At 69.2% G+C, this 26790-nt stretch carries 20 protein-coding genes and 1 tRNA gene; 11 read left to right on the top strand and 10 right to left on the bottom strand.

What is annotated here, in order from left to right; genetic code table 11:
- Nucleotides 1-1998, bottom strand: coding sequence for a bifunctional 2',3'-cyclic-nucleotide 2'-phosphodiesterase/3'-nucleotidase (locus tag ACFCQI_RS06175; protein ID WP_395120540.1), 1998 nt, complete (start codon nt 1996-1998; stop codon nt 1-3).
- A 124-nt stretch (nt 1999-2122) separates the two neighbouring features.
- Between ACFCQI_RS06175 and ACFCQI_RS06170 the strand changes: the two genes are divergently transcribed.
- The 6 genes from ACFCQI_RS06170 (at nt 2123) to ACFCQI_RS06145 (ending at nt 9321) form a co-directional block, all read left to right on the top strand.
- Entirely contained in the window at nt 2123-3835 is a 1713-nt protein-coding gene (locus tag ACFCQI_RS06170; protein WP_395120539.1) for an LTA synthase family protein, read from the top strand.
- Nucleotides 3836-3996: 161 nt separating this feature from the next.
- The gene (locus tag ACFCQI_RS06165) at nt 3997-4236 is read left to right on the top strand and encodes a hypothetical protein (protein ID WP_395120538.1); all 240 of its coding nucleotides are present in this window, start codon (nt 3997-3999) and stop codon (nt 4234-4236) included.
- A gap of 59 nt (nt 4237-4295) precedes the next feature.
- Complete coding sequence (locus tag ACFCQI_RS06160; RefSeq protein ID WP_395121281.1) at nt 4296-5369, top strand: glycerophosphodiester phosphodiesterase family protein; 1074 nt, start codon at nt 4296-4298, stop codon at nt 5367-5369.
- 29 nt (nt 5370-5398) lie between these two features.
- On the top strand, nt 5399-6130 hold the full coding sequence (locus ACFCQI_RS06155) for a lysoplasmalogenase (protein ID WP_395120536.1): 732 nt from the start codon (nt 5399-5401) through the stop codon (nt 6128-6130).
- Nucleotides 6127-7392, top strand: a complete 1266-nt coding sequence (locus ACFCQI_RS06150) for a sterol desaturase family protein (protein WP_395120534.1) — start codon at nt 6127-6129, stop codon at nt 7390-7392. Before ACFCQI_RS06155 ends, ACFCQI_RS06150 begins: the two co-directional genes overlap by 4 nt.
- Nucleotides 7393-7776: 384 nt before the next feature.
- Complete coding sequence (locus tag ACFCQI_RS06145; RefSeq protein ID WP_395120532.1) at nt 7777-9321, top strand: amino acid permease; 1545 nt, start codon at nt 7777-7779, stop codon at nt 9319-9321.
- A gap of 6 nt (nt 9322-9327) precedes the next feature.
- Here the strand turns inward: ACFCQI_RS06145 and ACFCQI_RS06140 are convergent, their stop codons facing one another.
- Complete coding sequence (locus ACFCQI_RS06140) at nt 9328-10410, bottom strand: diguanylate cyclase (protein WP_395120531.1); 1083 nt, start codon at nt 10408-10410, stop codon at nt 9328-9330.
- Between the two features lie 240 nt (nt 10411-10650).
- Here ACFCQI_RS06140 and ACFCQI_RS06135 point away from each other — a divergent pair, with 240 nt between their 5' ends.
- The 3 genes from ACFCQI_RS06135 (at nt 10651) to ACFCQI_RS06125 (ending at nt 13424) form a co-directional block, all read left to right on the top strand.
- The gene (locus tag ACFCQI_RS06135; RefSeq protein ID WP_395120530.1) at nt 10651-12549 is read left to right on the top strand and encodes a M61 family metallopeptidase; all 1899 of its coding nucleotides are present in this window, start codon (nt 10651-10653) and stop codon (nt 12547-12549) included.
- A 227-nt stretch (nt 12550-12776) separates the two neighbouring features.
- Nucleotides 12777-12853 (top strand) — tRNA-Arg (locus tag ACFCQI_RS06130).
- Nucleotides 12854-13088: 235 nt separating this feature from the next.
- Nucleotides 13089-13424, top strand: a complete 336-nt coding sequence (locus ACFCQI_RS06125; protein ID WP_395120528.1) for a hypothetical protein — start codon at nt 13089-13091, stop codon at nt 13422-13424.
- 186 nt (nt 13425-13610) lie between these two features.
- Here ACFCQI_RS06125 and ACFCQI_RS06120 read toward each other — a convergent pair whose 3' ends face one another.
- The 4 genes from ACFCQI_RS06120 to ACFCQI_RS06105 form a co-directional block, all read right to left on the bottom strand.
- Nucleotides 13611-16823, bottom strand: a complete 3213-nt coding sequence (locus tag ACFCQI_RS06120) for a S41 family peptidase (RefSeq protein ID WP_395120527.1) — start codon at nt 16821-16823, stop codon at nt 13611-13613.
- Between the two features lie 105 nt (nt 16824-16928).
- The gene (locus ACFCQI_RS06115) at nt 16929-17513 is read right to left on the bottom strand and encodes a hypothetical protein (RefSeq protein ID WP_395120526.1); all 585 of its coding nucleotides are present in this window, start codon (nt 17511-17513) and stop codon (nt 16929-16931) included.
- A 129-nt stretch (nt 17514-17642) separates the two neighbouring features.
- Nucleotides 17643-18467, bottom strand: a complete 825-nt coding sequence (gene queF, locus ACFCQI_RS06110) for an NADPH-dependent 7-cyano-7-deazaguanine reductase QueF (RefSeq protein ID WP_395120524.1) — start codon at nt 18465-18467, stop codon at nt 17643-17645.
- A 125-nt stretch (nt 18468-18592) separates the two neighbouring features.
- A complete protein-coding gene (locus tag ACFCQI_RS06105) occupies nt 18593-19591 on the bottom strand; it encodes an aldo/keto reductase (protein ID WP_395120523.1) in 999 nt (332 codons plus the stop codon).
- Between the two features lie 105 nt (nt 19592-19696).
- Between ACFCQI_RS06105 and ACFCQI_RS06100 the strand changes: the two genes are divergently transcribed.
- On the top strand, nt 19697-20596 hold the full coding sequence (locus ACFCQI_RS06100) for a LysR family transcriptional regulator (RefSeq protein WP_395121279.1): 900 nt from the start codon (nt 19697-19699) through the stop codon (nt 20594-20596).
- Nucleotides 20597-20718: 122 nt separating this feature from the next.
- Here ACFCQI_RS06100 and ACFCQI_RS06095 read toward each other — a convergent pair whose 3' ends face one another.
- Nucleotides 20719-21042: a hypothetical protein gene (locus tag ACFCQI_RS06095; protein ID WP_395120521.1), complete on the bottom strand. Its 324-nt coding sequence runs from the start codon at nt 21040-21042 to the stop codon at nt 20719-20721.
- A 433-nt stretch (nt 21043-21475) separates the two neighbouring features.
- Here ACFCQI_RS06095 and ACFCQI_RS06090 point away from each other — a divergent pair, with 433 nt between their 5' ends.
- The gene (locus tag ACFCQI_RS06090) at nt 21476-23812 is read left to right on the top strand and encodes a DPP IV N-terminal domain-containing protein (protein ID WP_395120520.1); all 2337 of its coding nucleotides are present in this window, start codon (nt 21476-21478) and stop codon (nt 23810-23812) included.
- Nucleotides 23813-23921: 109 nt separating this feature from the next.
- Here the strand turns inward: ACFCQI_RS06090 and ACFCQI_RS06085 are convergent, their stop codons facing one another.
- The 3 genes from ACFCQI_RS06085 to ACFCQI_RS06075 all read right to left on the bottom strand — a co-directional run bounded on the left by ACFCQI_RS06085 (nt 23922) and on the right by ACFCQI_RS06075 (nt 26772).
- A complete protein-coding gene (locus ACFCQI_RS06085; protein WP_395120518.1) occupies nt 23922-25841 on the bottom strand; it encodes a M56 family metallopeptidase in 1920 nt (639 codons plus the stop codon).
- Nucleotide 25842: 1 nt separating this feature from the next.
- On the bottom strand, nt 25843-26229 hold the full coding sequence (locus ACFCQI_RS06080; protein ID WP_395120517.1) for a BlaI/MecI/CopY family transcriptional regulator: 387 nt from the start codon (nt 26227-26229) through the stop codon (nt 25843-25845).
- A 99-nt stretch (nt 26230-26328) separates the two neighbouring features.
- A complete protein-coding gene (locus tag ACFCQI_RS06075) occupies nt 26329-26772 on the bottom strand; it encodes a nuclear transport factor 2 family protein (protein ID WP_395120516.1) in 444 nt (147 codons plus the stop codon).
- Nucleotides 26773-26790 lie beyond the last annotated feature (18 nt).

Genomic DNA, 26790 nt, shown 5'->3' with positions numbered 1-26790 from the left:
TCAGTGCGACAGATCGACCGCGTACACCGCCGTGCCGTCGCCGTTGTCCTTGAGCTGGCGGATGTTGTGCAGCCCCGCCGCTTTCGCCACATCGAGCTTGTTCGCCGCGCCGGTGAACACCACCGGGCCGCGCGTCTTCAGCGGGGCGAACCGCCACGAGGTGGCTTCGAGGTCGGCCGCGTCGAGGTGCTGATTGCGCTCGATCCAGTGGGCCAGGATCTCGCGCGTGCCGTCGGGCGCGGCCAGCACGATGTTGCTGCCGTCGAGGCCGGGGAAGTGGCCGCCGCCGCTGGCGCGGTAGTTGTTGGTGACCACGACGAACGGCTGCGTCGGCGCGACCGGCTTGCCCTGGAAGGTGAGCGTGGTGATGCGCTCGCCGGCCGGCCTGGACACGTCGATCACGTAGTGGATGCCGCCCTGGATCTGGTCGAAGTTGTAGCCGGTGTAGCGGCTGTTGATCAGCGCCTGCTCGCCGGTCTGCTCCGGGTCGATGCGGTTGAAGCGCCGCGCGGACTGCTCCAGCCAGGCCTTGAGGCCGGCGCCGTCGATCTTCACCGCGGCCAGCGTGTTGGGATAGAAGTACAGGTCGGCGGCGCTGCGCAGGGTCAGCGGGCCGGCGGCCACGTCGGTGTAGTCGGCCGGGCCGCCGAAGCCGGTGCGGAACGCGGCGGCGGCCCCGAGCACCGGCACCTCGGCCAGCTCGGGATGGGTGAGCGGCAGTTCGCGGCGCACGTAGTCGATCTGCGCGGCATTGACCGGCGCCAGCGCGGTCATGTTGCCCTCGTCGGCGAAGTAGCTGCTCATGCGCAGCGCGCTCGTGCCGATCGGCGTGTTGACGTAGGCGACCGCGGCCTGCTGCACGCCCGCCACCAGTGGCGCGATCGCGGGGTCCGCCGGCACGCAGTCGTGCTTGTCCTTGCAGATCGGCCGCACCTCGCTGTGGCTGTTGTCCCGGTCGACCACCCAGCGGCCGTCCTGGCGGTTGAGCACCAGCGCGACCAGGCCCAGGTCCTTGCCGAAGAAGCCGCCCATCACCGCCGGCACGTTGCGCACGAAACCGCGGCGGGCGTCGACGTCCTTCATGCCGGCGTAGCGCGGGCCGGGGAATTCGGTGTGCGAGTGGCCGAGCAGCAGCACGTCGATGCCGGGCACGCCGGCCAGGTACCAGCCGGCGTTCTCCATGTCGCTGGTGTAGGGGTGGGTGTCCAGGCCGCCGTGCAGCAACGCCACGACCAGGTCGGGATGTTGCGCCTGCAGTTCGGGCAGGTATTTGCGCGCGGCCTCGACCACGCCGGCGACGGTGACCTTGCCGGCCAGGTGGTGCTGGTCCCACTGCATGATCGGCGGCGGGGTGAAGCCGATGATGCCGACCTTCAGCGGCACCCTGATGTGGCTGCCGTCGGGCGTGTAGGCGTCGATGGTCTTCTGCACGATCGTCCACGGCTTGAAGATCGGCGCGCCGTCGCGTGCGCTGTAGACGTTGGCCAGCACCAGCGGGAAATGCGGCCCGGCGCAATGCGTGCTGCGGCTGCCGTCGACGTTCATCGGCGTGCCGGTGACCTGGGACAGGAAGCCCAGCCCGTAGTTGAACTCGTGGTTGCCGGGCGTGCCGCCGTCGTAGCCGACCGCGTCCATCGCGCGGTACACCGCCAGTTCCTGGTCGCAGGCCACCGGCTTGACCAGCGCCTGGTAGTCGGCCAGCACGCTGCCCTGGATGGTGTCGCCCGAATCGAACAGGAAATGGTTGGGGTACTCGGCGCGCGCACCCCGGATCAGCGTGGCGGTGCGCTCGAAGCCGACCGTGGGATCGTCCTTCAGCCGGTAGTAGTCGTAGCTGAGCACGGTGGCGTGGATGTCGGTGGTTTCCAGGATCGCCACCTGCGCGCGGGCGCCGTCGGGCACGCGGCCGGAGCGCCACGGCAGCGCGGAGCAGCCGGCCAGCGCCAGTGCGGCCAGCGCCAGCAGGGGGAGGGCGAACGGGGTGGATCGGACGGACATGAAGGTTCCGGGAACAGCCGCTGAGGGGACGGCCAAAGCTAGCAGATCGGACGGCTGCCGCGGTGCCCGACGAGGTCGTAAGATGCGGTTGCAGGCTCGGTCCTGCAGGGGGATGGCTCAGCTCATGCGTTCGATTCCATGGCGCCGCGTCCGCGGCCCGGCGGTGTGTGCGGGGGCCGTGCTGCTGTTCGTGCTGTGCGTGGCATGCACGGCCTGGCGCGAGCCGCTGCCGCTGCAACGCGTGTTTGTCACCTCGCTGATGCTGTGCAGCGCCGTGGTGCTGATGGCCGTGCTGGCGCGCTTCGCCAGCGCGCTGCTGCTCGCCGGCAGCTTGTTCGTCGCGCTGAAGTTCATCGCGGTGATGAAACTGCGCTACCTCGACGAGCAGCTGATGCCGGCGGACTTTGTCTACTACGTGCGCAGCAGCCTGCTCGACACCTTGCGCCATTATCCGCACCTGTACCTGCTCGGCATCGGCCTGCTGGTGCTGTTGCCGCCGCTGCTCTACCTCACCTGGCGCTGGGACTGGCGCGTGTTCGCCACCTGGCGCGCGCGGCCGGCGTGGCTGTTGCGCGGCGCGGGGCTGCTGCTGGGCGCGTCGGCGTGGTGGTGGTGCATGTGGCCGGGCGGTCCGTTTGCCGGGGTGCACGCGCGCAACACCTGGGAGAAGCTCTCCGACGACGCGCACCTGACCAACTTCTTCGTCAGCTTCCGCGACGCGGCGGTGCGGTTGCCGCCGATGAGCGGCGACGGCGAGGCGGAGCGCGTGTGGGGTGCGGCCGCGCAAGGGCTGCCGTCCAATCGTCCGCCGCCGTACCCGGACATCGTGCAGGTGCTGGAGGAGAGCACGTTCGACCCGGCCAACTTCACCGACTGCAGCGTGCCGGCCTGCCGCGCGGCGATGTTCAAGACCGATGCGCGCACCCGCGGCAGCGGCGTGCTGCGCACGCATACGTTCGGCGGCGGCACCTGGGTCAGCGAGTTCGCCAGCCTGACCGGCATGCCGCAGGACATCTTCGGCCCCGGCGGCATGTACGCGCCCTACGTGCTGGCGCCGCACGTGCGCGATTCGCTGCCGCAACTGCTGCGCCGCCTGGGCTACCGCACCATCGCGATCTATCCCACCGTCGGCAGTTTCATCAACGGCCGCAACGCGTATCGCGACTACGGCTTCGATCACCTGTACGACGTCAACGAGCTGGGCCTGGTCGAGTGGGAGGAGAGCGACCGGCAGATGTTCGCCGCGGCCAAGCGCATCTACGACAAGGTGAAGCGGCCGGGGCAACCGGTGTTCATCATGATCCTCACCCTGAACCAGCACGGCCCGCACGACGAGGACCCGATGTCGTCGCTGCCGCCGGCGTTCCGCCACCTGCTGCCGGGGCTGAAGCCGGCGGTGGCGCTCAACTTCGACACCTACCTGGCGCGGCTGCACGACTCGGACCTGGCCATGCGCGCGCTGGAGCACGACTTCCTCGACCGCCCGCAGCCGACCGTGCTGATGCACTTCGGCGACCACCAGCCGTCCTTCGGCGGCATGATCCGCGACCTGCCGCGCAGCCTGCCGCCGGCGCTGCAGCCGTATCGCGACTACCTCACCTACTACATGGTCAAGAGCAATTTCGCCGGGCCGGCGCTGCCGCGGTATCCGATGCTCGACATCGCGTTCCTGCCCGGCATGGTGCTGCAGGCGGCGGGCTTGCCGCAGGATGCGTACTTCGCCGCCTCCAGCCGCCTGCGCGATCGTTGCGATGGCCGCTACGACGACTGCACCGTGCCGGGGCTGCTGCCGTCCTATTACGCGTGGGTGTTCGACCGGCTGCACGTGTACGAGTGAGCGATCGCGTTCAGCTTCGTGATGACCGTGGGCGGCAGGCGAGGGTTCGCGGTTGTCGCGTGGGGGCAGTTGCACGGGCCGGCCGGGCGCCCGCGCCACGCGCCAGGCCTGCGTTGGCGCGATCGGCGGCGTGCTGGCAAGCGTCTTGCTTCGCCATGGACATGACTCGCCGCCTTCCCGATGCCGTTACGCCCCCGCCGAGCGACGCCGCCGTGTGCGCCGCCGCTGCGCTGGAGCGGCAGATGGACGCGCTGGGGCTGTCGCCGGAGGAGCGCCTGTTCCTGCGCACGCTGCACCAGAGCGAGCGGCAGATCAACGACGCCTTCGACGAGGCGCGGCAGTCGGGCGACCTGCAGCAGCAGGTGAGCCGCGTGTACAAGCAGATGTATCGGCCGGACTGAGGTTTCCGCCACGCGCGGCTATGCTGGCCTCCCGATCCGTTGCGGAGTGCGCCGTGCCGATGGTCTCCACGCCTCGCGAAAAACCGCTGGCCGCACGCGTCGGCGTGATCGGCCATCGCGGTGCGCCGGCATGGCAGCCCGAGCACACCCTGGCGTCGTACGCGCGCGCGATCGCCGATGGCGCGGATTTCATCGAGCCGGATCTGGTGATGAGCCGCGACGGCGTGCTGGTGGTGCGCCACGAGAACGAGATCGGCGGCACCACCGACGTGGGCGCGCGGCGCGAGTTCGCCGCGCGCCGCGCGACCCGGCACATCGACGGCGTGGCAGTGACGGGCTGGTTCACCGAGGACTTCACCCTGGCCGAGCTGAAGACGCTGCGCGCGCGCGAACGCCTGCCGCAGTTGCGCGGCACCGCGCATGACGGCCAGTTGCCGATCGCCACGCTGGAGGAAGTGATCGAGCTTGCCGCCGCCGAATCCGCCGCCTGCGGACGACTCATCGGCATCGTGCCGGAGATCAAGCACGGCACCCATTTCCGCGCGCTCGGCCTGCCGCTGGAAGACCTGCTGCTGGCCACGCTCGCCGGGCATGCGCACACGCGCACGGCGACGGTGGAGATCCAGTCCTTCGAGATCGGCAACCTGCGCTACCTGCGCGAACGGCTCGGCACGGCGCACCCGAACATCCGCTTGCTGCAACTGCTCGACGTGCCGCCGGCGCAGCCGTACGACGTGGTGGCCGCCGGCGGCACGCTGGACTACGCGCGGATGATGACCGCGGAAGGCTTGCGCGAGGTCGCCGGTTACGCCGACGCAATCGGCCCGGAGCTGCGCGCGGTCATCCCGTGGAACGCCGATGGCCGCCTCGATCCGCCGACGCGCCTGGTGCATGACGCGCACGCGGTCGGGCTGGAAGTGCATCCGTGGACGTTCCGCCCGGAGAACACCTTCCTCGCCCCGGTGTTCCGCCGCGGCGACGATCCGCACGCGCGCCACCGCGCCGGGCTGGTCGCGCAGATCGGCGCCTACCTCGACGCCGGCATCGATGCGTTCTTCACCGACGATCCGGCCAGCGGGCGGCAGGCGGTCGACGCGCTCGTGCGGGCCGCGCAGGGCGAAAGCTCGCTATGATCGCGTCGTCGCCACGACGCCCGTCGCCCATGTCCACTGTCGCCAGCACGTCTCCCGCGTTTCGCCGCGCCCTCGCGCCGATGGTGGCGTGCGCTGCGCTCGCCGCCATGCTCGGCGGCGCGTTCGGCGAAGGCGCCGACGCGTGGCAATGGCTGCACTGGATAGCCAAGCCGCTGGCCACCGTGCTGGTGATCGTCGCGGCGCTGGCGTGGCCGCCGATCACGTCGCGCTATCGGCGCCGGATCGTGGTCGGGTTGATCTGTTCGCTGCTCGGCGACGTGTTGCTGATGTGGCCGGCGGACCTGTTCGTGGCCGGCCTGGTGGCCTTTCTCATCGGCCATCTCTACTTCATCAGCGGCTTTCTCGGCGACAGCCGTCTGGGCACGCGCCCGCTGGCCTGGCTCGGCTGCCTGCTGCTGGCGGCGCTGAACCTGGCGTGGCTTTGGCCGTCCATACCGCCGGCGCTGCGCGGTGCGGTGGTGGTCTATGCGCTGGTGCTGGCGGCGATGGCGGCGCAGGCACTGGCGCGCGCCTGGGTGCACGCCGGCGACGTGCTGGCGCGGCCGGCGCGGCGTGCGGCGATCGGCGGAGCGCTGTTCATGCTCGGGGACAGCCTGCTGGCCTGGGACCGCTTCCACGGCGCGCTGCCGCTGGCCGCGGTGTGGGTGCTCGGCAGCTACTACGCGGCGGTGTGGTTCATCGCCCGCTCGGTGGCGCGGGACGATGGCATGGCGGGCGTGATGCAGGCATCGACGGCATGAATACCTCCGAGCTCATCATCACCTGGGCGACGCCGTTCTTCTTCGCGCTGATCGCGCTGGAGTTCATCGTCGCGCGCGTGCGCGGCCAGCGCGTCTATCGCGGCAACGACACCGTCAACAGCATCGGCCTGGGCGTGATGTCGCAGATCGCCGGGGTGTTCACCAAGCTGCTCACGCTGGGCATCTATGCGTGGTGCGTCGAGCACCTGGCGCTGTTCGCGCTGCCGGCGCACAGCCTGTGGGTGTGGATCAGCGCGCTGCTGCTGTACGACCTGCTCTATTACTGGCTGCACCGGATGGGGCACGAGGTGAACATCCTGTGGGCGGCGCACGTGGTGCACCACCAGAGCGAGCAGTACAACCTCTCCACCGCGCTGCGCCAAACCAGTACCGGCGGCCTGCTCGGCTGGATCTTCTACCTGCCGATGGCGCTGCTCGGCTATCCGCTGGAAGTGTTCGTGGCGGTGGCGCTGATCGATCTGCTGTACCAGTTCTGGGTGCACACCGAGCAGGTCGGCAAGCTGGGCTGGTTCGACCGCGTGTTCTGCTCGCCATCCAACCATCGTGCGCACCACGCCACCAACGACCGCTACCTCGACCACAACTACGGCGGCATCCTGATCGTGTGGGATCGCCTGTTCGGCACCTTCGTCGAGGAGGACGACGCCGACAGGCCGGTCTACGGCACCCGCGCGCCGCTGCGCAGCTGGAACCCGCTGTGGGCGAACGCCGAGGTGTATTGGGCGGCGGCGGTCGATGCGTGGCATGCGCGACGCTGGCGCGACAAGCTGCAGGTGTGGTTCCGTCGGCCCGGCTGGCGTCCCGCCGACGTGGCCGCGCGCTTCCCCAAGCCCGCGTTCGACATCCATCGCGCCGTCTACGACCCGCCGATGGCGCCGGCGATGGCCGCGTACTGCCTGCTGCAGTTTGCCCTGCTGCTGGGCATGGCCACGCATTTCCTGGGGCTCACCGCGCACGCGGACTTCGCCACCTTGTTCGGCTATGCGCTGTACATGGTGGCCAGCCTGTGCGTGATCGGCGCACTGATGGAAGGCCGTCGCCGCGCGTTCTGGCTGGAAGGCCTGCGCACCGTGCTGACCGCGGTGGTGCCGCTGCTGCTCGGCCGCTGGTTCGGCGTCGACCCGCTCGACGAACGCGCTGCCGCGGCGATCGTCGTGCTGTTCGGCGCCAGCGCCGTCGCGCTGCCCTGGCTGGCCGGCCTGCGCCCACCCGAGTCCCTGCACGCCGCCCCCAACCCGTAGCGGCGCCGCCCGCGCCCACGCGTCGAAGCCTTCCTTCCACCGTTCACCCTGAGCGCAGCCGCGCAGCGGCGCAGCGGCGCACGCGGGGAGCAGCCATGGATGGCTGCGGTTCTGAGGAGCGAGGGACTCGAAAGGCAGAGCTGGCGCGGGGCTTCGACTTCGCGCCTGCGGCGCTACGCTCAGCCCGAACGGTTTCGGGAGAGTCGATGTCTTTTCGAATCCCGAATCCCGGCCAAACGCATCGTGCACCGGATGCACCCTTGCAGAGAGGGTGTGTGGACGTGCGGCACCCATTTGGACGTCCAAACGCCACACCGCCGGGCCACGCCTGGCCCGACCCCCGCGACTTGTTATGCTGTGCGCTGATTTCAAGGGGAGCACCCTATGGGTTTCTTCAGCAAACTGATACGCAGCAAGTCGGTCGCGCAACTGCAGGCCGAGGCCGGCGCCAGCCGGGATTTCCGCCGCACCATGGGCGTGTGGCAGCTCACCGCGATCGGGGTGGGCGCGATCGTGGGCGTGGGCGTGTTCGTGCTGGCGCCGAACGAGGCGGCGTTGAACGCCGGCCCGGCGATCATCCTGAGCTTCCTGGTGGCCGGCATCGGCAGCGCCTGCGCGGCGCTGTCCTACGCCGAGTTCGCCGGCATGATCCCGGTCACCGGCAGCGCCTACACCTACGGCTATGCGGTGCTGGGCGAATTGCCCGCATGGATCATCGGCTGGGACCTGCTGGTGGAGTACGCGCTGATCGTGGGCGTGGTCGCGGCGGGTACGTCGAACTACCTGCAATCGCTGATCGCCCAGATCACCGGCCTGCACCTGCCAGTGTTCCTGCAGGCGGCCTACGACCCGGCGCATCCGGACAGCGGGCGCGGCATCAACCTGATCGCGATGCTGGTGGCGCTGGGCGTGGCCGCGCTGCAGGTGGCACGCACCGAGGTCGGCGCGCGCTTCAATACGGTGGTGGTGGCGCTCAAGGTGCTCGGCGTGATCGTGGTGGTGGTGGTGGGCGCGTTCTACGTGAACACGGCCAACTGGACTCCGTTCATCCCGCCGCTGGTGCATGACGCGGCGGCCACCGGCGGCACGCGCTACGGCGTGGGCGGCATGCTGGCGGCGGCCAGCATCGTGTTCTTCGCGGTATTCGGCTACGACACCCTGACCACCGCGGCGGAGGAGTCGAAGAACCCGCAACGCGACCTGCCGCTGGCGGTGATCGCCTCGCTGGGCGTGGCGATGGCGATGTACCTGGCCATCTCGCTGGTGCTCACCGGCATGGTGCCGTACAACGGCTGCGTGGATCCGTCCGAGGTCGCCGGGCAGTGCTCGGAGATGATCCTGGCCAGCTCGGCGCCGGTCAGCGCGGTGTTCGCCGCGCGCGACCTGCACTGGGTCAGCGGCATCATCAACGTCGCCGCGGTGTGCGGCATCGCCAGCGTGGTGTTCGCCTTCATGCTGGGCGCGGCGCGCATCTGGTTCGCGCTGGCGCGCGACGGCCTGCTGCCGGCGTGGTTCGCCAAGTCGCACCCGAAATACGGCACGCCGCACCGCCCGACCATCGCGCTCGGCGTGTTCACCGCGCTGGCGGCGGGCCTGCTGCCGATCCGCGAGCTGGCCGAACTGGTGAACATCGGCACCTTGTCCGCGTTCATCGTGATCTGCGCCTCGGTGCTGATCCTGCGCATCCGCCAGCCGGAGCTGGAGCGGCGCTTCCGCACGCCGGCGTTGTGGCTGCTGGCGCCGCTGGGCATCGTGTTCTCGCTGTTCCTGATCATCGGCTGGCCGTGGGTCACCGACGGCCAGTTCCACATGATCGGCGGGCTGGACATCGTCACCATGTGGCGCTTCGTGATCTGGATGGCGATCGGCCTGGCGATCTACTTCTTCTACGGCATGCGCCACAGCAAGCTCGCCACCGGCGAGCCCTGATCCCGCTCAGGCGCTGGCGAGGGCCGTGACCACCCGGTCGCGGCCTTCGCGCTTGGCCTGGCGCATCGCCAGGTCGGCGCGGGCCAGCAGGCTCTCGACGCTGTCGCAGCAGCCGGGCGTGCATACCGCCACGCCGATGCTGGCGCTCAGGTGTCCGCCTGGGTGATGGCTGGCGGCCACCGCCAGGCGCAGTTGCTCGGCGCGCAGCAGCGCCTGCTCCAGGTTCACCCCGGGCAGCAGCATGGCGAATTCCTCGCCGCCGATGCGGCCGATCAGGTCGTTGCTGCGGGCCTGCGTGCGCAAGCGCGCGGCCAGCGCCACCAGCGCGGCGTCGCCGGCGGCGTGGCCATATTCGTCATTGATCCGCTTGAAGTGGTCGGCATCCAGAAACAGCATCGCCATGGGCTGGCGCTGTTGCTGCGTTTCGTGCAGCGCGATGCGGCCCAGGTCGAGGAAACGGTTGCGCAGCAGCACGCCGGTGAGGCCGTCGGTCTCGGCGCGTTCGCGCAGCAAGCGCTCCAGCTTGAACTGTTCGAGCAGGGTGCGCGCCATGAACGCGCGCAGCACCGTCGCCAGCGACACCGAGATGGCCATGTAGACCGAGTACTGCAAGGTGCGCTCGCCGTCGCCCAGGTGCAGCAGCATCGGCAGCGGTCCCAGCGCGCACAGCGCCATCGCGATCAGGAAATCCCAGCGGCCGAACCAGATCACCGACGAGGCCACCGGCAGCAGCAGGCCCGGCAGCGGCTGGCGCGCGCCGGCCGTGCCGCAGAACCCTGCGAGGTTGATGCCGATCTGCAGCAGCACCACGCACAGCAGGGCGAGCATGCGCAGGGTCAGCGGCTCGCGGCACTGCCGCGCGGCGATGACCACCAGCAGCATCGGCGGGGCCGGGATCAGCTGCCACAGCAACTCGTTCGGGCTGGCGCCGAGCAGGCCGCGCACCACCACCGCCAGCAGGTAGGCGCACAGCGCCACCGCCATCAGCGCGTGGATCATCGGCCCCATGCGCTGCGCCAGATAGCCGGCGTAGTCGCGGCGGAACGCGGCGTCTTCGCTGGGTTGTGGCTGGAGGGCAGGGGCGGGCATGGCGGCGGTCGGAATATCCGGAGTGGTTTGCGGTGGAGCAAAGCACGATGAATGCCAACGCCAGGACGCGCCTCGCGGCCCTGCGGGCGCGGCGATCGTGACCTTCGGCAGGGGTGGGCGCCGGCGGCGCGCACTAGCATCGAAAGCCCGCGTTCGCCCCTGTCGCCAGCTCATGCCGGCCGCCTTCCCGCGCGGCCGGCGTGGCCGGCGCCACCTCATTCCATCATCCGGGAGCCGCCCTTGAAGTTCACCCGCCTCGCCGCCGCCGTCGCCGCCAGTGCCCTGGCGCTGGCCAGTTTCAGCGCCATTGCCGATGTCCCGGCCGCGCAGAATGTGCCCTATCAGGGCAGCCTGAAGATCAGCGTGGACGCCAGCGACGTCGCCCGCCGCATCTTCCGCGTGCACGAGGTGATCCCGGCGCAGCCCGGCCCGCTGACCCTGCTTTATCCGCAGTGGCTGCCCGGCAACCACTCGCCCACCGGCCCGATCGACAAGCTGGCCGGGCTGGTGGTCACCGCCAACGGCAAGACCCTGCCGTGGACACGCGATTCGCTCGACGTCTTCGCGTTCCACGTGGTGGTGCCGGAAGGGGCGACCCAGGTGGAGGCGCAGTTCCAGTTCCTGTCGCCGCAGGATCGTCGCCAGGGCCGCGTGGTGATGACGCCGGAGATGCTCAACCTGCAGTGGAACGCGGTGTCGCTCTACCCGGCCGGCTACTACACGCGCCAGATCCCCGCCCAGGCCAGCGTGAAACTGCCTGCCGGCTGGCAAGCCGGCACCGCGCTGGAGGTCGCCTCGCGCGAGGGCGACACCATCCACTTCAAGCCGATCGACTACGAGAACCTGGTCGACTCGCCGATCTTCGCCGGCAAGCACTTCAAGCGGCTGGACCTCGACCCGGGCGCCAAGGCACCGGTGCACCTGGACCTGGTCGCCGACGCGGCGAAGTACCTCGAGGTGACGCCCGACCAGCTCAAGGCGTTCCGCAACCTGGTGCAGCAGATGTACAAGCTGTACGGCGCGCACCACTACGACCACTACGATTTCCTGGTCTCGCTGAGCGACAAGATGAGCGGCATCGGGCTGGAGCACCACCGCTCCAGCGAGGACGGCACCTCGGCCGATTTCTTCACCGAGTGGAAGAAGAACGTCGCCGCGCGCGACCTGTTCTCGCACGAGTTCAACCACTCGTGGAACGGCAAATACCGCCGCGGCGCGGACCTCTACACGCCGACCTTCAACGTGCCGATGGGCGACAGCCTGCTGTGGGTGTACGAAGGCCAGACCCAGTTCTGGGGCCAGGTGATGGCCGCGCGTTCGGGCCTGTGGAACGCGGAGCACACCCGCGACACGCTGGCCTACGTCGCCGCCACCTACGACCGCGGCCGTCCCGGCCTGGCCAGCTGGCGCAACGTGCAGGACACCACCAACGACCCGGTGATCGCCAAGCGCGCGCCGCTGCCGTACCGCAACTACCAGTCCAGCGAGGATTACTACTCCGCCGGCGAGATGATCTGGCTCGACGTCGACGGCAAGCTGCGCGAACTCAGCCACGGCAAGCGTTCCATCGACGACTTCGCCCGCGCCTTTTTCGGCATGGACAACGGCCAATGGAACGTCAACACCTACACCTTCGATGACGTGGTCAGGACCTTGAATGGCGTGGCGCCGTTCGACTGGGCCAGCTACCTGCGCACGCGCCTGGACGGCCACGGCCCGCTGACCGGCGGCATCGAATCGCACGGCTGGAAACTGGTCTACACCGACCAGCCCTCCGACGCGGTCAAGGCCGCGGAGAAGCGTCGCCACCAGGCCGACTTCACCTACTCGCTGGGCCTGTCGATCGGCAACGACGGCAGCATCGCCGACGTGCTGTGGGACGGCCCCGCGTTCAAGGCCGGCGTCGCCCCCGGCATGAGCGTGATCGCCGTCAACGGCCACGACTACGACGCCGACGATCTCAAGGATGCCATCACCGCCGCGGCCAAGGACAACAACGCCACCATCGAACTGCTGGTGAAGAACTTCGACGAGTACCAGACCGTGCGCATCGCCTACCACGACGGCCTGAAATACCCGCACCTGGTCCGCGACACCAGCAAACCCGACACCCTGGCCGAACTGCTGAAACCGCTTTAATCAGGCAGCGCGCTTCTTGCCTTCGCCTCCTCTCCCCTCCGGGGAGAGGATTGAGGTGAGGGGGCGGTGCTCGCCCCGGACCCCCGCTCTCGCCGCGTGACGGAAGGCATCGCGCGCAAGCGCGCTCCTACGGTTCCCGCCGGCCCGGATGCCGCCGCGCAACCAACTCGGCTATACTGCCGCTCCCCGCGGTCCGGCCATCGGCCACCCGCGCGCGGCCACACAATGCGCCTGTAGCTCAGCTGGATAGAGTACCGCCCTCCGAAGGCGGTGGTCGTGGGTTCGAATCCCGCCGGGCGCACCATTTTTTTTCTTGCGCAGCGCTTTTTCTGCTGCTCCATCGGCAACGAACAATTTCCGTACTGATTGGACCAGCCCGCGACCGGGCCCGGCTGCGCGTCGCATGCTGGATTCAATAGTTGGCGTGTGGATCCGCGCAATTGGCGTGATCCATCGCGTTTGTGCGGGAGTGAAAAGAGTGGCTGACCAGTGGCGATTGGGGTAGTCGTCAGGGATGCCTGTTGTTGAAGGAGATGCCAATGAAGCGCGAGTTGATCGACGATTCTCTGTGGTTTCACCACGCTGACGGCAGCCGTTTCTATCCGTGGATACGGTTTTCGAAGCACCACGGCTACAGCAGTTTTTGGGTTTCCGACGGCTCCAACCACATCGCCGATGCCATCTCCGTGGCTACCGTGGCCGAACTGGTCCAACACGTGTTCGCCAAAGGCCGGAGTGTCTGGCTGTGCGACGGAGGTTCGCCCGGCAGGTGTGGTCTGTATCGGTTTGGTGCACGCGTTGTCCAGGGCTGGGGTGGTGCCGACGAGGTCGTGGGTCTGGCGCTCGCAGCAGGGGCCCCTGCGCCGACGAGATAGGGCCCCAGTTTCGTTGGCAGCCGTCTGCTTGTTGGGGGAGGGCGCCGAGATGTCTGACGGCGATGGACGGCCGGATAATGCGCCGTCCTCGCAGCAACATCTGAGGTCTGCGGTTCATTGCAGCTCGGCCCGACATGGCTTGTCATGCGCAAAGCACAGCCTGCCTGCCGCGTTCGGCGGGTCGCCTCAACTTTTGCCCGCGCCACCCACCGTCCCCAGCAAACTCCGCACCGCCGCGTCCAGCTCGCTGTCCTTGCCCTGGAACGATTCGCCCAGTGGTCGGCTGACCGGGATGTCGACGGGGCGGGGGTGGTCTTCCATCGGCTGGCCGTGGTTGTCGGTGATGGTGATGAAGGGCAATCGCACGGTGCCGCCGTCGATCAGCTTGCCGGCGGAGGTGTAGATGATCCAGCCGGCGGTGGGTTCGCCGACGATCTTGCCCAGGCCGAGCGCGCGGTAGCCTTCGGAGAAGTCTTCGCCGTCGGACAGGGTGACGCGGTTGGTGATCAGCACGGTGGGGCGTTCCAGCGCGCGCTGGCCGAGGATGCTGCGCGCGGGCTCGGCCTGGTCGAAGCCGCGGAAGGTCATGTTGAGGTAGGGGCGGCGCGCGAGCACGTCCAGCGCATAGGCGTTGACGAAGCCGCCGAAGTTGTTGCGGATGTCGATCACCACGCCGTCGCGGGTGGCGTTCTGCGCGTCCAGGTCCTTGTAGAAATCCTGCAGCGACGCATACGACATGTCGCGCAGGTGCACGTAGCCCAGACGGCCGCCGCTGGCTTTCGCCACGTAGGCGCGGTTGTCCGCCGTCCACGCGCGGTAGACCAGTTCGGAGAGATCCCTGGAGTCGATCGGCTTGACCGCGACCTCGCGGGCACGCGTGCCGGCGGCGTTGGCGGCGATGCGCAGGCTGACCTTGTCGCCGATGCGGTGCGCCAGGCGTTGGGCCAGGTTGCTGGCGGCGTCCAGCGGTTCGCCGTCGATCGCCAGCAGGTAATCGCCGGGCTCGATGCCGCCGGCCACGGCGGCGGGCGACAGTGGCAGCACGCTGGCGATGCGAAGGCGGCCGTGCGCTTCGTATTCCGCGCGGTCGAACAGCAGGCCCAGCCGACCGGTGATCGACTCGCGCTTCTGCGGCGCGCGCGCGCCGGAATGCGAGGCGTCGAGTTCGCCCACCATCAGGTTCAGCAGGCGGTACAGCGCGGCGGGCGTGGCCGCGTTGGCGACCAGCGGCGCGTAGGTGGTGTGCACCGCGTTCCAGTCCGTGCCGTGCATGGCCGGGTCGTGGAAGGTGTCGCGCAGCCAGCGCCAGGCCTGCTCGAACACCACCCGCTTCTCGCTGTCGAAATCCACCTCCATCGCGGCGTCGACGGCCAGCGCCTCGGGCTTGGCGTCACCCTTGTCGTCCAGCTTGAGCGACTGGATCTTGCCGGCGTCGAGGTAGAACACCTGCTTGCCGTCCGCGCTGAACTGCGCGTCCTGCTTGTCGCCCGGCGTATGCGTGAGCTGGCGCGCCACCGGCGGCTCCTTCGCCAGCGGGTCGAGCGACCAGCTGTAGAGGTTCGTCGTACCGGCGACCTGGGCGGTGAGCAGCAGGGATTTGCCGTCCGGGCTGATCTGCGCGGCGCCGACGTCCAGGCCCACCGGCAGCAGGCTCAGCCGCTCGCGGATGCCGTCGGCGTCGATGCGCACGGGTTTCGCCGGCGGCTTGTCGTCGGCGTGATCGCCGGCCTTGCCCTTGTGCTTGTCGTCGTCGGCCTTGGCCTTGAACAGATCCTGGAAACGGTCCTCGCGGAACACCGGCGTGCGCGGCAGCAGGTCGACCCGGGCGACCTGGCCCTCCTCGGTGCGCTGGCCAGTGGTGAACAGCACGCTGCGGCCGTCGGCGCTCCACGAGACGTTGTCCGCGTCGGTGTTGGCCAGTGAACTCAGCACCACCTGCTTGCCGTCGGCCAGCGCCACCGCGTGCACGTTGCGGAACATGCGCGGGCCGAAGTCGAGGTAGGCGAGCCAGCGCCCGTCCGGCGACCACGCGAACGGCGCGGTGGAATCGAGCGGGCGCGGCAGGTCGATGCGCGCCTTCACCACGCTGCGCAGCTTGCCGCTGGCGATGTCCAGCACGCACAGCTCGCGGTCGTTGCGCAGGAAGGCCAGCTGCTTGCCGTCGGGCGAGAAGCGCGGCGCGGTGTCGCTGCCGGCGCCGTGGGTGAGCGCGGATTCCTTGCCGCTGGCGAAGTCGTAAAGGTAGAGCTGGCCGTGGCCGTCGCGGCTGGAGCCGTAGACCAGCCGGCGGCTGTCCGGCGCCCAGGCCAGGTCGTATTCCTCGGCCGCGGTGCGGGTGACGCGCCGCGCGTGGCCGCCATCGGCGGCGTCGGTGGCGAATACCTCGCCGTGCGCGATCAAGGCCAGCTTCTTGCCATCCGGCGACAGCGCGATCTGGCTGTAGCCGTGGCTGAGGTTCTCGTGTTCCGGCTGCGGCCCGCGGATCGCGCCGGCCAGGGTGATCGTCAGCGGCGCGGCGTGGCCGCTGGCCGGATCCAGTGTCCAGATGCCGAAGTCGCGCTCGAACGCCAGCAATTTGCCGTTCGCCGCGAGGCTCGGCCACAGCACGCGGCCATCGGCGAAGCGGGTCAGTGCCGACTCGTTGCCGCCGCCCAGCGGCACGCGCCAGATGTTCTCCGCGCCGCTGCGGTCGCTCATGTAATAGAGGGTGTTGCCGTCCGGCGCCCACATCGGCCATTCGGCGCGCGCGTCGTCGGCGGTCAACCGCCGGTACTGGTGGCTGCCGTCGTCGCGCAGCAGCCATACCGCGCCTTCGTCGATGTGGCTGCGGCCGTGGCGCCACCATTGCCAGTCGCCCATGCCGCCGCCGACCACGGCCAGCGACATGCCGTCCGGCGAGGGCGCGGCCATCGACTCGTTGCGATAGCGCTCCAGCGACACCGGCATCGGCGTGCCGCCGCTGGCGCGCACGCGGTAGACGCCGGCCATGCCGCCGACGTTGTCGCGCGCGGAACTGAAATAGATCCACTGGCCGTCGCGCGACCACGCATCGAGCTGGTTGCCGCCGTCGGCCCAGGTCAGCCGGCGCACCACGCCGCTGGCGAGGTCGAGCAGGTAGATGCCGCTGGCTTCGCCGCCGCCGTCGGACTGGAACGCGAGCTGCTGGCCGTCCGGCGAATACAGCGGGCGTGAATCGTTGCCGCCGTCATCGGCTACCAGCAGGGTGGCACTGCCGCCCTGGCCGGACACGCTCCAGATGCCGCCGTTGGCGACAAAGGCGATCCGGTTGCCGTCGGGCGAAACCGAGGGTTGCGACAAGGCCACCGTGCCGGCGGCCATCGTGGACAACGGTGCCAGCAGCAGGCCGCAAAGCAGCCACAACAGGTAACGCAGGCGCATGTGGATTCCCCGGGCGTTAGGCCGGCGCCCAGTGTAGACGCGGCCACCGGGCCGCGCCTGCACCATTGGTCATGGGGCGAACCTGACCCGGGGAGTCCTTTCCGATCAGCTCTTGCCGATGCGGAAATCCTGGCTGGCGGCAGGCTTGCCGTCGACGGTGATGTCCACGGTGTACTTGCCTTCCGGCCACAGGTCCGGGTTGTGCACCTGGAAGGTGGTGATCGCCGGGCCATCGGTGGCGATCGACTGGCTGATCTTGCTGACCAGCTGGCCGCCGCCTTCGAGGTAACGCCAGGTGGCGTCGATGGTGGCGTCGCGGCTGCTGCCCACGGTGGCCACGCTGGCGTAGAGCGTGTGATCGTCGGCGTCGAAGCGTTCGGCCGCGTGGGTGACCTGGTGGCCCTTGTCGACGGCGTCGCCCACGGTCAGCTTGGCAAAGGCCAGCGGCACCGGTGCAGCGGCCGCGGCCGTCGTGGTCGCCGGCGCGATGGCGCTGCTGGCGGCCGGCGCCGCGGCAGCGGTGTGCGCGGGGGCCGGCGTCGGCAGCACCGACGCCGCGGGCGCGGCGCTGCCAGCGGGGGTCGCGGCGGGGGTGGCCGGTTCATCGTGCTTGCCGCAGGCGGCGAGCAGCAGCAGGCTGGCCAGGCCGGCGCCTTGCAACAGGCCCATCAAGACAGTTGATCGTTTCATCGGAACTCCATGGACGGTTGGTCGGCATGACCCACCCGCCGAGGCTAGCGCCGCGCAAATGAAGCGCCGATTAGCGGCCGCGCGCGCCTGCCGAACTTTTCACGCGGTGGTGACAGTGCGTTGCCGCGACTACTGGCGCACCGTGCGCGGGTTGTCCGGTGTGGCCGGCGTGCTGCTGCGGAACGGATTGATGTCCAGCCCGCCGCGGCGCGTGTAGCGCGCGTGCACGCGCAGCTGCAGCGGCGCGCAGTGGCGGGTGAGGTCGACGAAGATGCGCTCCACGCATTGCTCGTGGAATTCGTTGTGGGTGCGGAACGAGACCAGGTACCGCAGCAAGCCGGCGTGATCGATCGGCGCGCCGCGGTAGGCGATCTGCACGCTGCCCCAGTCGGGCTGGCCGGTCACCGGGCAGTTCGAGCGCAGCAGGTGCGAGACCAGCGTTTCCTCCACCGCGGTCGCCGCGGCATCCGCGCGCAGGTACTCGGGCCGCGGCGGGCCGTAATGGTCGATCGCGAGGTCCTGCGCGTCGAGCAGCTCGCCGTCCAGCTCGACCACCGGCAAGGCCGCGGCGCGCAGCGGCGACAGCTCCACGCCGACCACGGCGCCGGCGGCGGCGGAGAGGTCGTGGCGCAGGGTTTCGGCGAGCGTGTCGATATCGGCGATGGATTCCTGCGCGAAACCGTTCAAGTACAGCTTGAACGATTTCGACTCGATGATGTACGGCGACGCCGCCGGCACGCGGAACTCGGCCAGCGCCACCTGCGGCTTGCCGCGCGGGTCGAGCCACGACAACTCGTAGGCGTTCCAGATGTCCACGCCGTGGAACGGCAGCGTCTCCGCCACGCCGATCTGCGCGCGATTGTCCGCGCGCGGGATCGGAAACAGCAGGCTGGCGTCGTAGCGGTCGGCGTAGACGGTGTCCTTGCCGAGCGGGGAATGTTCGGGGGTGCTCATTTGCCCAAGTTTACCCCGCCGCTCTCGCAGGAACCCGCTCGCGGGCGAGCCTCTCGCTTTTGCGAATCCCGGCATCAGGAGCATCGCCCGCGAGCGGGCTCCTGCGGGTCTTTCGAGTTCCGTCCTTACGCGTTGACCATCCGCATTCCGCTGCTGACGTAGCGCTCGCCGCTGGCCGCGTCGGGCGGAAACACCGCGTCGATCGCCTTCAGCTCGGCGGCGCTGAGCTGCACGTCCAGCGCGCCGAGGTTTTCGTCCAGCCGGCTGCGCTTGCGGGTGCCGGGGATGGCCAGCACGTCCTCGCCCTGCGCCAGCACCCAGGCCAGCGCCAGCTGCGCAGGCGAGCAGCCCTTGTCGGCGGCAATGGTTTTCACCTGTTCGACCAACTGCAGGTTGCGCGCAAAGTTGTCGCCAACGAAACGCGGGCTGTGGCGCCGGTAATCGCCGGCCTCGAAATCGTCCGGCGAACGGATCGCGCCGGTGAGAAAGCCGCGCCCCAGCGGCGAGTAGGCGACCAGGCTCACGCCGAGCTTGCGGCACGCGGCGAGCATGCCGTTGGTCTGCGGGTCGCGCGTCCACAGTGAGAACTCACTCTGCAGCGCAGCGATCGGATGCACCTTGCAGGCGCGCTCCAGCGTGGCGCCGGAGGCTTCGCTCAGTCCCAGGTAGCGCACCTTGCCGGCGGCCACCAGCTCGGCCATCGCGCCGACGGTTTCCTCGATCGGCACCTGCGGGTCGACGCGGTGCTGGTAGTACAGGTCGATGGTGTCGATGCCGAGCCGCTTCAGGCTCGCGTCGCAGGCGGCGTGCACGTATTCCGGGCGACCGTTGACGCCCCGTGCCTGCGCGTCGTTCGGGTCCAGCATGATGCCGAACTTGGTCGCCACGAAGGCCTGCTCGCGGCGCCCCTTGAGGGCCTTGCCGACCAGCAGCTCGTTGGTGTGCGGACCGTACATGTCGGCGGTGTCGAGCAGGTTGAGGCCGCGCTCCAGCGCGTGGTGGATGGTCGCGATCGATTCGGCGTCGTCGTGTGCGCCGTAGAACGCGCTCATGCCCATGCAGCCGAGGCCGAGGGCGGAGACGCGGGGGGCAGCGGAACGGTTGCCGAGGGTGCGGGTCTGCATGCGGATGGCTCCGGTGGGTGAGGGTGGACGCATGGTGCGCCGTGACGGGGATTCGATAAATACTCAATAATTGCCATCATCATTCCACGAGCAACAACAATGGCGATGGACCGGCTGCAGGCCATGCGGCTGTACACGCGGATCGTCGAACTGGGCAGCTTTACCGCGGCGGCGGGGGACCTGGACCTGCCGCGCGCCACCGTCACCCACGCGATCAAGCGCCTGGAGGCGCGGCTGGGTGCGCAGCTGCTGCTGCGGACCACCCGCCGCGTGCAGGCGACCCGCGACGGCGAAACCTACTACCGCCATTGCGTGCGGTTGCTTGCCGACGTCGACGAGGTGGAGTCCGATTTCCGCGAGGCGCGGGTGCAGCCGAAGGGACGCCTGCGCGTGGACCTGCCCGCCTCGCTGGCGAGCCTGCTGGTGATTCCCGCGTTGCGCGATTTCTTTGCCCGCTATCCGCAGATCCACCTGGACATCGGCACCGGCGACCGCTTCGTCGACCTGGTGCGCGAAGGCGTGGACTGCGTGCTGCGCATCGGCGAACTGGCCGATTCGGACATGGTCGGCCGCCGCGTCGGCCGTTTCGAGCTGGCCACCGTGGCCAGCAGCGCCTACCTGCGCCGGCATCGCGCGCCCGACTCGCTCGCCGCGCTGCAGGACGGCCATGTGGCGGTGAACTGGATCTCGCCCACCACCCGCCGCGTCGAGCCGCTGGAGTTCATGGTCGGGCGCAAGCGCCGCGAGGTCGCGCTGCCCGGCTGCGTCAGCGTCAGCAGCGCCGAAGCCTATTACCGCTGTTGCGAGGCCGGCCTGGGCATCGCGCAGATCCCGCGCTACCGCGTCGCCGCCGAACTCAAGCGCGGCCAGCTGCGCGAGCTGCTGCCGGCGTTCCCGCCACCCTCGCTGCCGATGACCGTGCTCTATCCGCCACAACGCCAGATGCCGGCGCGCCTGCGCGTGTTCGTCGACTGGCTGGTGGAGCTGACGGCGGCGCTGCGTTGATGCGGCTGCGGACAGGCTCCTCGTTGCCGACAAATGGCGCGATCCGGCCAACCCCGGAAAAACAACAGCCCCTCGCCTGGGGCTCGGGGCTGCTGGCTGGTCAACGACCGGATGCGGGACGATCAGGAATGGCTTTTGATCGCCTTGCAGGTGGGGGCCGAGATGGTCGGCGCGGCGCCCATGATGCCCGGCGTCATGCGTGCCGAACAGTCGAACGTCCGTCCCGATTTCGTCGCTGCCGTATAGGTGTAATCCTGACCGCCCAGTGCGTCCGGCTTTCCGGCGTTGACGTCAGTGATCGTCAGCTCCTCTGAAGAGGCCAGGCCGAGCATGTGTGCGGTTTCGGTTTGCAAGGGCACCATCGCATCGGTCGTCGACATGGTGGCGCAACCGGACAGCGCCAGGGCGAACAGACAGCTGGCGGTCAATGCATTGCGTGTTTTCATCAATAGTCCCTATTTTGATGTCATTCCAACGTAGGTGAATGCACGGCACTCGAGGCGGATGAAACGCCTCATGCGGGTTGTTTCACAGGCAACAACCGCGCGCCAAGTCGAGCTTGCAGGGCGTGCCGGCCGGGCAATCTTGCCTTCCTGATACCGGTGCAGTCCAGAGTCGGAGTGGGTTGTTCGCATGTCGAACAGGTGGGTCTTTGCATCATGGCGATCCGCAACAAGCGTGTTCGCCATTCCGTGTCGTCCACCGGCCAGTTCCGCGGTAGGCGAAACCCTGCGGCGGCGCATCGTGCCGAAGGGGCGGGTGGCGGGTCACGTGGACCTTTGGCACAGAGTGGGCAAGGCGATATCGCGCTAGCATCGGCAGGACGTGTGTCGACGCAACCACCGGCGGTTGCGCATCCGGGTTCGGGGAGATCAACAGATGTATTCAAGGTTCGGCAAGTTGCGCCTTTGTGGCGCGGTGTTTCTGGGGCTGTTGTCCGGCGTCGCCGCCGCGCATGGGCGGGTGCTCGACGCGAATGACTACGCGCAGGCCGAGCGTTTCATGAGCTACAACACCACGCCGCTGGTCGACCACGCGGTGACGGCCGTGCATTGGCTGGACGATGGCCATTTCTGGTACGTCGACCATGACCAGCGCGGCGATCACTTCATCCGCATGGATGCGGCCAGCGGCAAGGCCATGCCGTTGTTCGACCAGGCGAAGCTGGCCGCGGCGCTGGGCAAGGCCGGCGGCAAGCCGGTCGACGCGATGAAGCTGCCGGTGACCGCTTACGAGGCGAAGCACGACGGCCGCATCGACGTCACCGTGCGCAGCACGCACTACGTGTGCGACCTCGTCGCCGCCGAGGCCAGCTGCGTCGATCGCGCCACGCTGGTGAAGACCGGCAAGGAACCCGGCGCGCTGTCGCCGGACGGCAAGAGCGAGGCCTTCATCCGCGACTGGAACCTGTGGCTGCGCGACGTCGCGACCGGCAAGGAAACCCGGCTCACCACCGACGGCGTCGAGAACTTCGGCTACGCCACCGACAACGCCGGCTGGAAACACACGGACAAGGCGATCGTGGCGTGGTCGCCCGACTCGAAGCAGATCGCCACCTTCCAGCAGGACCAGCGCAAGACCGGCGAGATGTACCTGATCAGCACCACGGTCGGCCATCCGAAGTTGAAGAAATGGAAGTACCCGCTGGTGGGCGACAAGGACGTGACGATGATCGAGCGCGTCATCATCGACGTGGCGACGAAGAAGGTCACGCGCCTGCAGATGCCGCCGGACCAGCACCGTTCCACCCTGTGCGACGACGTCAGCTGCGGTCCGGACGGCGGCTGGGACGACGTGAAGTGGGCGCCCGACGGCAAGACCCTGGCCTTCGTCTCCACCTCGCGCTACCACAAGCACGCCTGGTTCCGCATCGCCGATGCGGCCACCGGCAAGGTGCGCACGGTGTTCGAGGAAACCTCGCCGACGTATTACGAAAGCGGCAACGGCGCGGTCAACTGGCGCTACCTGCCGGCCACGCATGAGGCGATCTGGTTCAGCGAGCGCAACGACTGGGGCAACCTGTACCTCTACGACCTCGACACCGGCAAGCTCAAGCACGCGATCACCACCGGCACGGGCAACGTCACCGAGGTGCTCAAGGTCGATGCGAAGTCGCGCACCGTGTGGTTTCGCGGCGTGGGCCGCACGCCGGGTGTGAACCCCTACTACCAGCAGTTCTTCAAGGTCGGCCTGGATGGCGGCAAGCCGGTGCTGCTGACGCCGGAAGCGGCCAATCACGAGATCACCCTGTCGCCCGATGGCAAGACCTTCGTGGACGTCTATTCGACGCCGACCGCGCCGCCGGTCACCGTGCTGCGGGCTGCCGACGACGGCCGTACGCTTGCTACCGTGGCCCGCGCCGACATCACCCGATTGAAGGCGGCCGGCTGGGTGCCGCCGGTGCCGATCACGGTCAAGGCGCGGGACGGCAAGACCGAGTTGTACGGCATGATGTTCAAGCCGTCGCACTTCGATGCCTCGAAGAAGTACCCGATCATCGACTACATCTACCCGGGCCCGCAGACCGGCTCGGTGCGCGGGCGCAGCTTCTCTTCCGCGCGCGCCGACCACCAGGCGATGGCCGAGCTGGGCTTCATCGTGGTGGCGATCGACGGCATGGGCACGCCGTGGCGCTCCAAGTCGTTCCACGACACCTGGTATGGCGACATGGGCGACAACACGCTGCCCGACCAGGTCGCCGGCCTGAAGGAACTGGGCAAGCGCTACCCGTGGATCGACCTCGACCGCGTCGGCATCTGGGGCCACTCCGGCGGCGGCAACGCCTCCACCGGCGCGATGCTGCGCTACCCGGATTTCTTCAAGGTCGCGTGGTCCGAAAGCGGCAACCACGACAACCGCCACTACGAGGACGACTGGGCCGAGAAGTACCAGGGCGAACTGGTCAAGAACAAGGATGGCAAGAGCAACTACGACGACCAGGCCAACCCCAACCAGGCGGCGCGACTCAAGGGCCGGCTGATGCTGGTGCACGGCACGATGGACGACAACGTGCCGCCCGGCAACACCCTGCTGATGGTCGACGCGCTGATCAAGGCGAACAAGGACTTCGACCTGCTGATGATCCCCAACGCCCACCACGCCTACGGCGACGCCACCCCCTACGTCACCCGCCGCCGCTGGGACTACTTCGTGCACTACCTCGCCGGCGACACGCCGCCGAAGGAGTACGAGCTGAAGGCGTGGCCGTGGAAGTGAGCGCGACCGTTTGATCGAGGGCAACGCAAAGGCCGGGTGCAAACCCGGCCTTTGCTGTTACGGGAGCTCTCAGGCGTCGATGCGAGAGGCTTTGCCGGATGCGGCGCGCTCAATCCCGCGCGGTCTTCTGCGCCAGGCCCTTCGCCACCGCCTCGTCCAGCAGTTGTGCCATCTGCTGCTCCGCCTTGGCGGAGGCGGCTTGCTGGCGTTCGCCGAGGATGGCCTGTTGCTTGCCGAGGACCTCTTGTTGCCGGCCAAGCTCGGCCTGTCGGGCGGCCAGGGCCGCCTGTCGATCGGCGACGTCGGGTTGCTGCTTGTCGAGCTGCGCGCGGGCGGCGTCGAGTTCGCGCTCCCGGGCGTCCAGCGCGGCGGAGGATGCGGCGGAATCGCTGCGGCCGACGAGGGCGGCGCGGCGGGCGGCCAGTTCGGCGGCCCTGCCGGCCAGTTCGGCCTGGCGCGCAGCGAATTGCCCCTGATCGGCGGCGATGCGGCCCTGCTGTTCGCCCAGTCGGCCCTGTTTCTCGCCCAGCGCGCCTTGCTGCTCGCCCAGCTTGCCCTGCTGTTCGGCCAGGGCGGAAAGCGGTGCGTAGATCGCCTTGGCCCGTTCGAGGGTGGCGCGGTCGCGGATCGTCCAGGACGTGTCGCCGCGGCGGAACCACAGCAGGGGCTCGCCGCGCTGATGCAGCCGGCGCACGGCGGCGAGATCGGCGTCGGTGCCGTTGACGGTGGTCGAGTTGCCGTCCAGCAGGGCGAAGGCGTAACCGGTGTCGTCGTGGGTGCTGATCATCATGTGGCTGCCCATGCCGGTGATCGGTGCGGGAGGAGCCGGCGGTGCTGGCGGTGCCGGCGGTGCCGGTGGAGCGGCCGGCGCGACCATGGCGGGCAACGCGGGCGCGGTGGCCGGTGGCGGTGCGGGCGGCGCGGGCGGTGGCGGCGCCATCCATGCGGTGGAAGCACTGCGCGCAGGCGGCGCCGGTTGATCGGACGCCGCGGCGGTGACGCGATACGGCAGCACGCCGGCGATCGCGATCACGGCAACCAGCAGCCAGCCCTGCACGCGCTGGCGGGGAAGCATCGGGGTGTGTTGCAACATGGTCAGTCGCCTCTTGAGGTTGCCGAACGAAGGGGACGCGCCGGCCAGGCCGGCACGCAGGGGATGCGCCACGCCCAGCTGCAGCAGCAACCGGCCATAACGCTGCGGTTCGATGTCCGGCTGCGCCAGCACCTGCGCGTCGCACGCCGCCTCGCGCGCCAGTGCGTACTCGCGCATCGCCCACGCCACCAGCGGGTGGAAGAAGAACAACCGCTGCGCCATGGCCGGAATCCAGCCCAGCCACAGGTCGCCGCGCCGCACGTGAGCCAGCTCGTGGATCAGCGCCAGCGATGCATCGCCTTCGCTCAACGCGTGTCCGGTCGGCAGCAGGATGGTGGGGCGACGCCAGCCGAGTACCTGCGGCGAAGCGATCGCGGCGGAGGCGCGCAAGGCCGGCGCGCGGCGCAGGCCCAGGGCGTGTGCCTGCGTCGCGCATTGTGCTTGCAGCGACGCATTGGCCACCGGCGTGGATTCGCGCAGCAGCCGGCGCGCCTGCCAGCCCTGACGGACGATGGCCGGCAGCTGCGCCAGCAAGCCCGCCAGCCACAGCAGGGCCAGCGCCAGCGGCGCGTGCGCCAACCAGCGGGGAGCGGCGGGCGACGCCGGTGTCGGCGCGCGGTTCTCGTGCGGTGCCGCCGCGACGCTCGCCGTGGCGTTGACCAGCAGGTTGGCTGGCGCAGGCGTCGACACCACCGCCGCGTCGAGCGTGCGTTCGACCGCCGGCGGCGACAGCAGCCGCAGCTGCAGCGGCGCATGCCAGACCATGCCGGCCAGCAACTGTGCGCCGACCAGCCACCACAAGGTGCAACGCATCGCCGCCGACAGCCGCGGCAGCAGATGCACCAGCAGGGCGAGCAGGCCGATCAGAATCACCGCCTGCAGCGAAGTCCAGCCCAGCCGGGCCAGCAGCGAGATGACGACGTGGTCGATGGACATGTCAGGACTCCCGCCGCCGGCTCTGCAACTGCGCCACCAGCGCCTCCAGCTCCGCCAGCTCGTCGTCGCTCACTTCGGCGCGCTCGGACATCCACGCCACGAACGGCGAGACCGAACCGCTCAGGGTCTTCTCGACGAAGCTGCCCACCGCGCTGCGCATCGCCTCGCCGGGGCCGGTGGCGATGCTGTAGCGGAACATGCCGCGCAGCTGCTTGCGCTTGAGATAGCCCTTGCCGCGCAGCCGCTCCATCATCGTCAGCACGGTGGAGCGGGCCAGCCCGCGCGGCTCGCCGAAGCTGGCGGCCACCTCGCCGACAGAAGCGGTGCCGCTCTCGTCGATGTGCTGCAGCAGCGCCAGTTCCTGGTCGCCGATGGAAGGTTTGCGCATGCCCGTTCCCGCTTGACTACAGTTGTAGGCAAGCTACGCCATGCTTACATCTGTAGTCAATAGCCCTTGCGGCCACCCTGCCGAAGGTCATGCAGCGGGTTACGGTGTCGCCACGCGGGTGGCCTGGGTGAAGATCACTTGCCAGCGGCCGTCGCGCTCGCGCCAGATGTCGGCAAAGCGCAATCGCGCCTTGAACGGCTTGCCCTCGCTGCTGCCCTCCAGCGTGGCCACGCCGCCGAGCACGGCGCCACCGGGCCAGTGGCGCACGACCTCGTGCTCGACCGTGAACGGTTTCAGCGAATAGCCGGGGGCGGTGTAGTCGCGGATGAAGTCCGCCTTGTTCTCGACCCGGGCGCGGCTGTTGAACAGCACGTAGTCGTCGGCGAGCAGGCGCTGCAGCGCCGCGCCATCGCCTTCGACCTGGGCGCGGTCGAACGCGGCCACCGCACGGGCCAGCGCGGGCGGCAACGAGGCGTGCGGCGCGGTTGCCGCGGCGGGTGCGATACCCAGCATAAACGCGAGCAGGGTGGCAGACAGTTTCATGGTGGCCTCCGTCGAAGG

This window comes from Rhodanobacter sp. FW102-FHT14D06 (genome assembly GCF_043950705.1).
Taxonomy (GTDB): Bacteria; Pseudomonadota; Gammaproteobacteria; order Xanthomonadales; family Rhodanobacteraceae; genus Rhodanobacter.
Note: the sequence above shows the minus strand (reverse complement) of the source record. Positions and strands in the feature narration are given on the sequence as shown.

Bases quoted from the DNA above. Each gene is read 5' to 3' on its own strand.
- ACFCQI_RS06080 (WP_395120517.1), bottom strand. From the start codon at position 26,229: ATGCGCAAACCTTCCATCGGCGACCAGGAACTGGCGCTGCTGCAGCAC.
- ACFCQI_RS06115 (WP_395120526.1), bottom strand. From the start codon at position 17,513: ATGAAACGATCAACTGTCTTGATGGGCCTGTTGCAAGGCGCCGGCCTG.
- ACFCQI_RS06090 (WP_395120520.1), top strand. From the start codon at position 21,476: ATGTATTCAAGGTTCGGCAAGTTGCGCCTTTGTGGCGCGGTGTTTCTG.
- ACFCQI_RS06085 (WP_395120518.1), bottom strand. From the start codon at position 25,841: ATGTCCATCGACCACGTCGTCATCTCGCTGCTGGCCCGGCTGGGCTGG.
- ACFCQI_RS06105 (WP_395120523.1), bottom strand. From the start codon at position 19,591: ATGCAGACCCGCACCCTCGGCAACCGTTCCGCTGCCCCCCGCGTCTCC.
- ACFCQI_RS06160 (WP_395121281.1), top strand. From the start codon at position 4,296: ATGGTCTCCACGCCTCGCGAAAAACCGCTGGCCGCACGCGTCGGCGTG.
- ACFCQI_RS06165 (WP_395120538.1), top strand. From the start codon at position 3,997: ATGACTCGCCGCCTTCCCGATGCCGTTACGCCCCCGCCGAGCGACGCC.
- ACFCQI_RS06155 (WP_395120536.1), top strand. From the start codon at position 5,399: ATGTCCACTGTCGCCAGCACGTCTCCCGCGTTTCGCCGCGCCCTCGCG.
- ACFCQI_RS06125 (WP_395120528.1), top strand. From the start codon at position 13,089: ATGAAGCGCGAGTTGATCGACGATTCTCTGTGGTTTCACCACGCTGAC.
- ACFCQI_RS06170 (WP_395120539.1), top strand. From the start codon at position 2,123: ATGCGTTCGATTCCATGGCGCCGCGTCCGCGGCCCGGCGGTGTGTGCG.
- ACFCQI_RS06140 (WP_395120531.1), bottom strand. From the start codon at position 10,410: ATGCCCGCCCCTGCCCTCCAGCCACAACCCAGCGAAGACGCCGCGTTC.
- ACFCQI_RS06100 (WP_395121279.1), top strand. From the start codon at position 19,697: ATGGACCGGCTGCAGGCCATGCGGCTGTACACGCGGATCGTCGAACTG.
- ACFCQI_RS06120 (WP_395120527.1), bottom strand. From the start codon at position 16,823: ATGCGCCTGCGTTACCTGTTGTGGCTGCTTTGCGGCCTGCTGCTGGCA.
- ACFCQI_RS06175 (WP_395120540.1), bottom strand. From the start codon at position 1,998: ATGTCCGTCCGATCCACCCCGTTCGCCCTCCCCCTGCTGGCGCTGGCC.
- ACFCQI_RS06150 (WP_395120534.1), top strand. From the start codon at position 6,127: ATGAATACCTCCGAGCTCATCATCACCTGGGCGACGCCGTTCTTCTTC.
- ACFCQI_RS06145 (WP_395120532.1), top strand. From the start codon at position 7,777: ATGGGTTTCTTCAGCAAACTGATACGCAGCAAGTCGGTCGCGCAACTG.
- ACFCQI_RS06095 (WP_395120521.1), bottom strand. From the start codon at position 21,042: ATGAAAACACGCAATGCATTGACCGCCAGCTGTCTGTTCGCCCTGGCG.
- queF (WP_395120524.1), bottom strand. From the start codon at position 18,467: ATGAGCACCCCCGAACATTCCCCGCTCGGCAAGGACACCGTCTACGCC.
- ACFCQI_RS06075 (WP_395120516.1), bottom strand. From the start codon at position 26,772: ATGAAACTGTCTGCCACCCTGCTCGCGTTTATGCTGGGTATCGCACCC.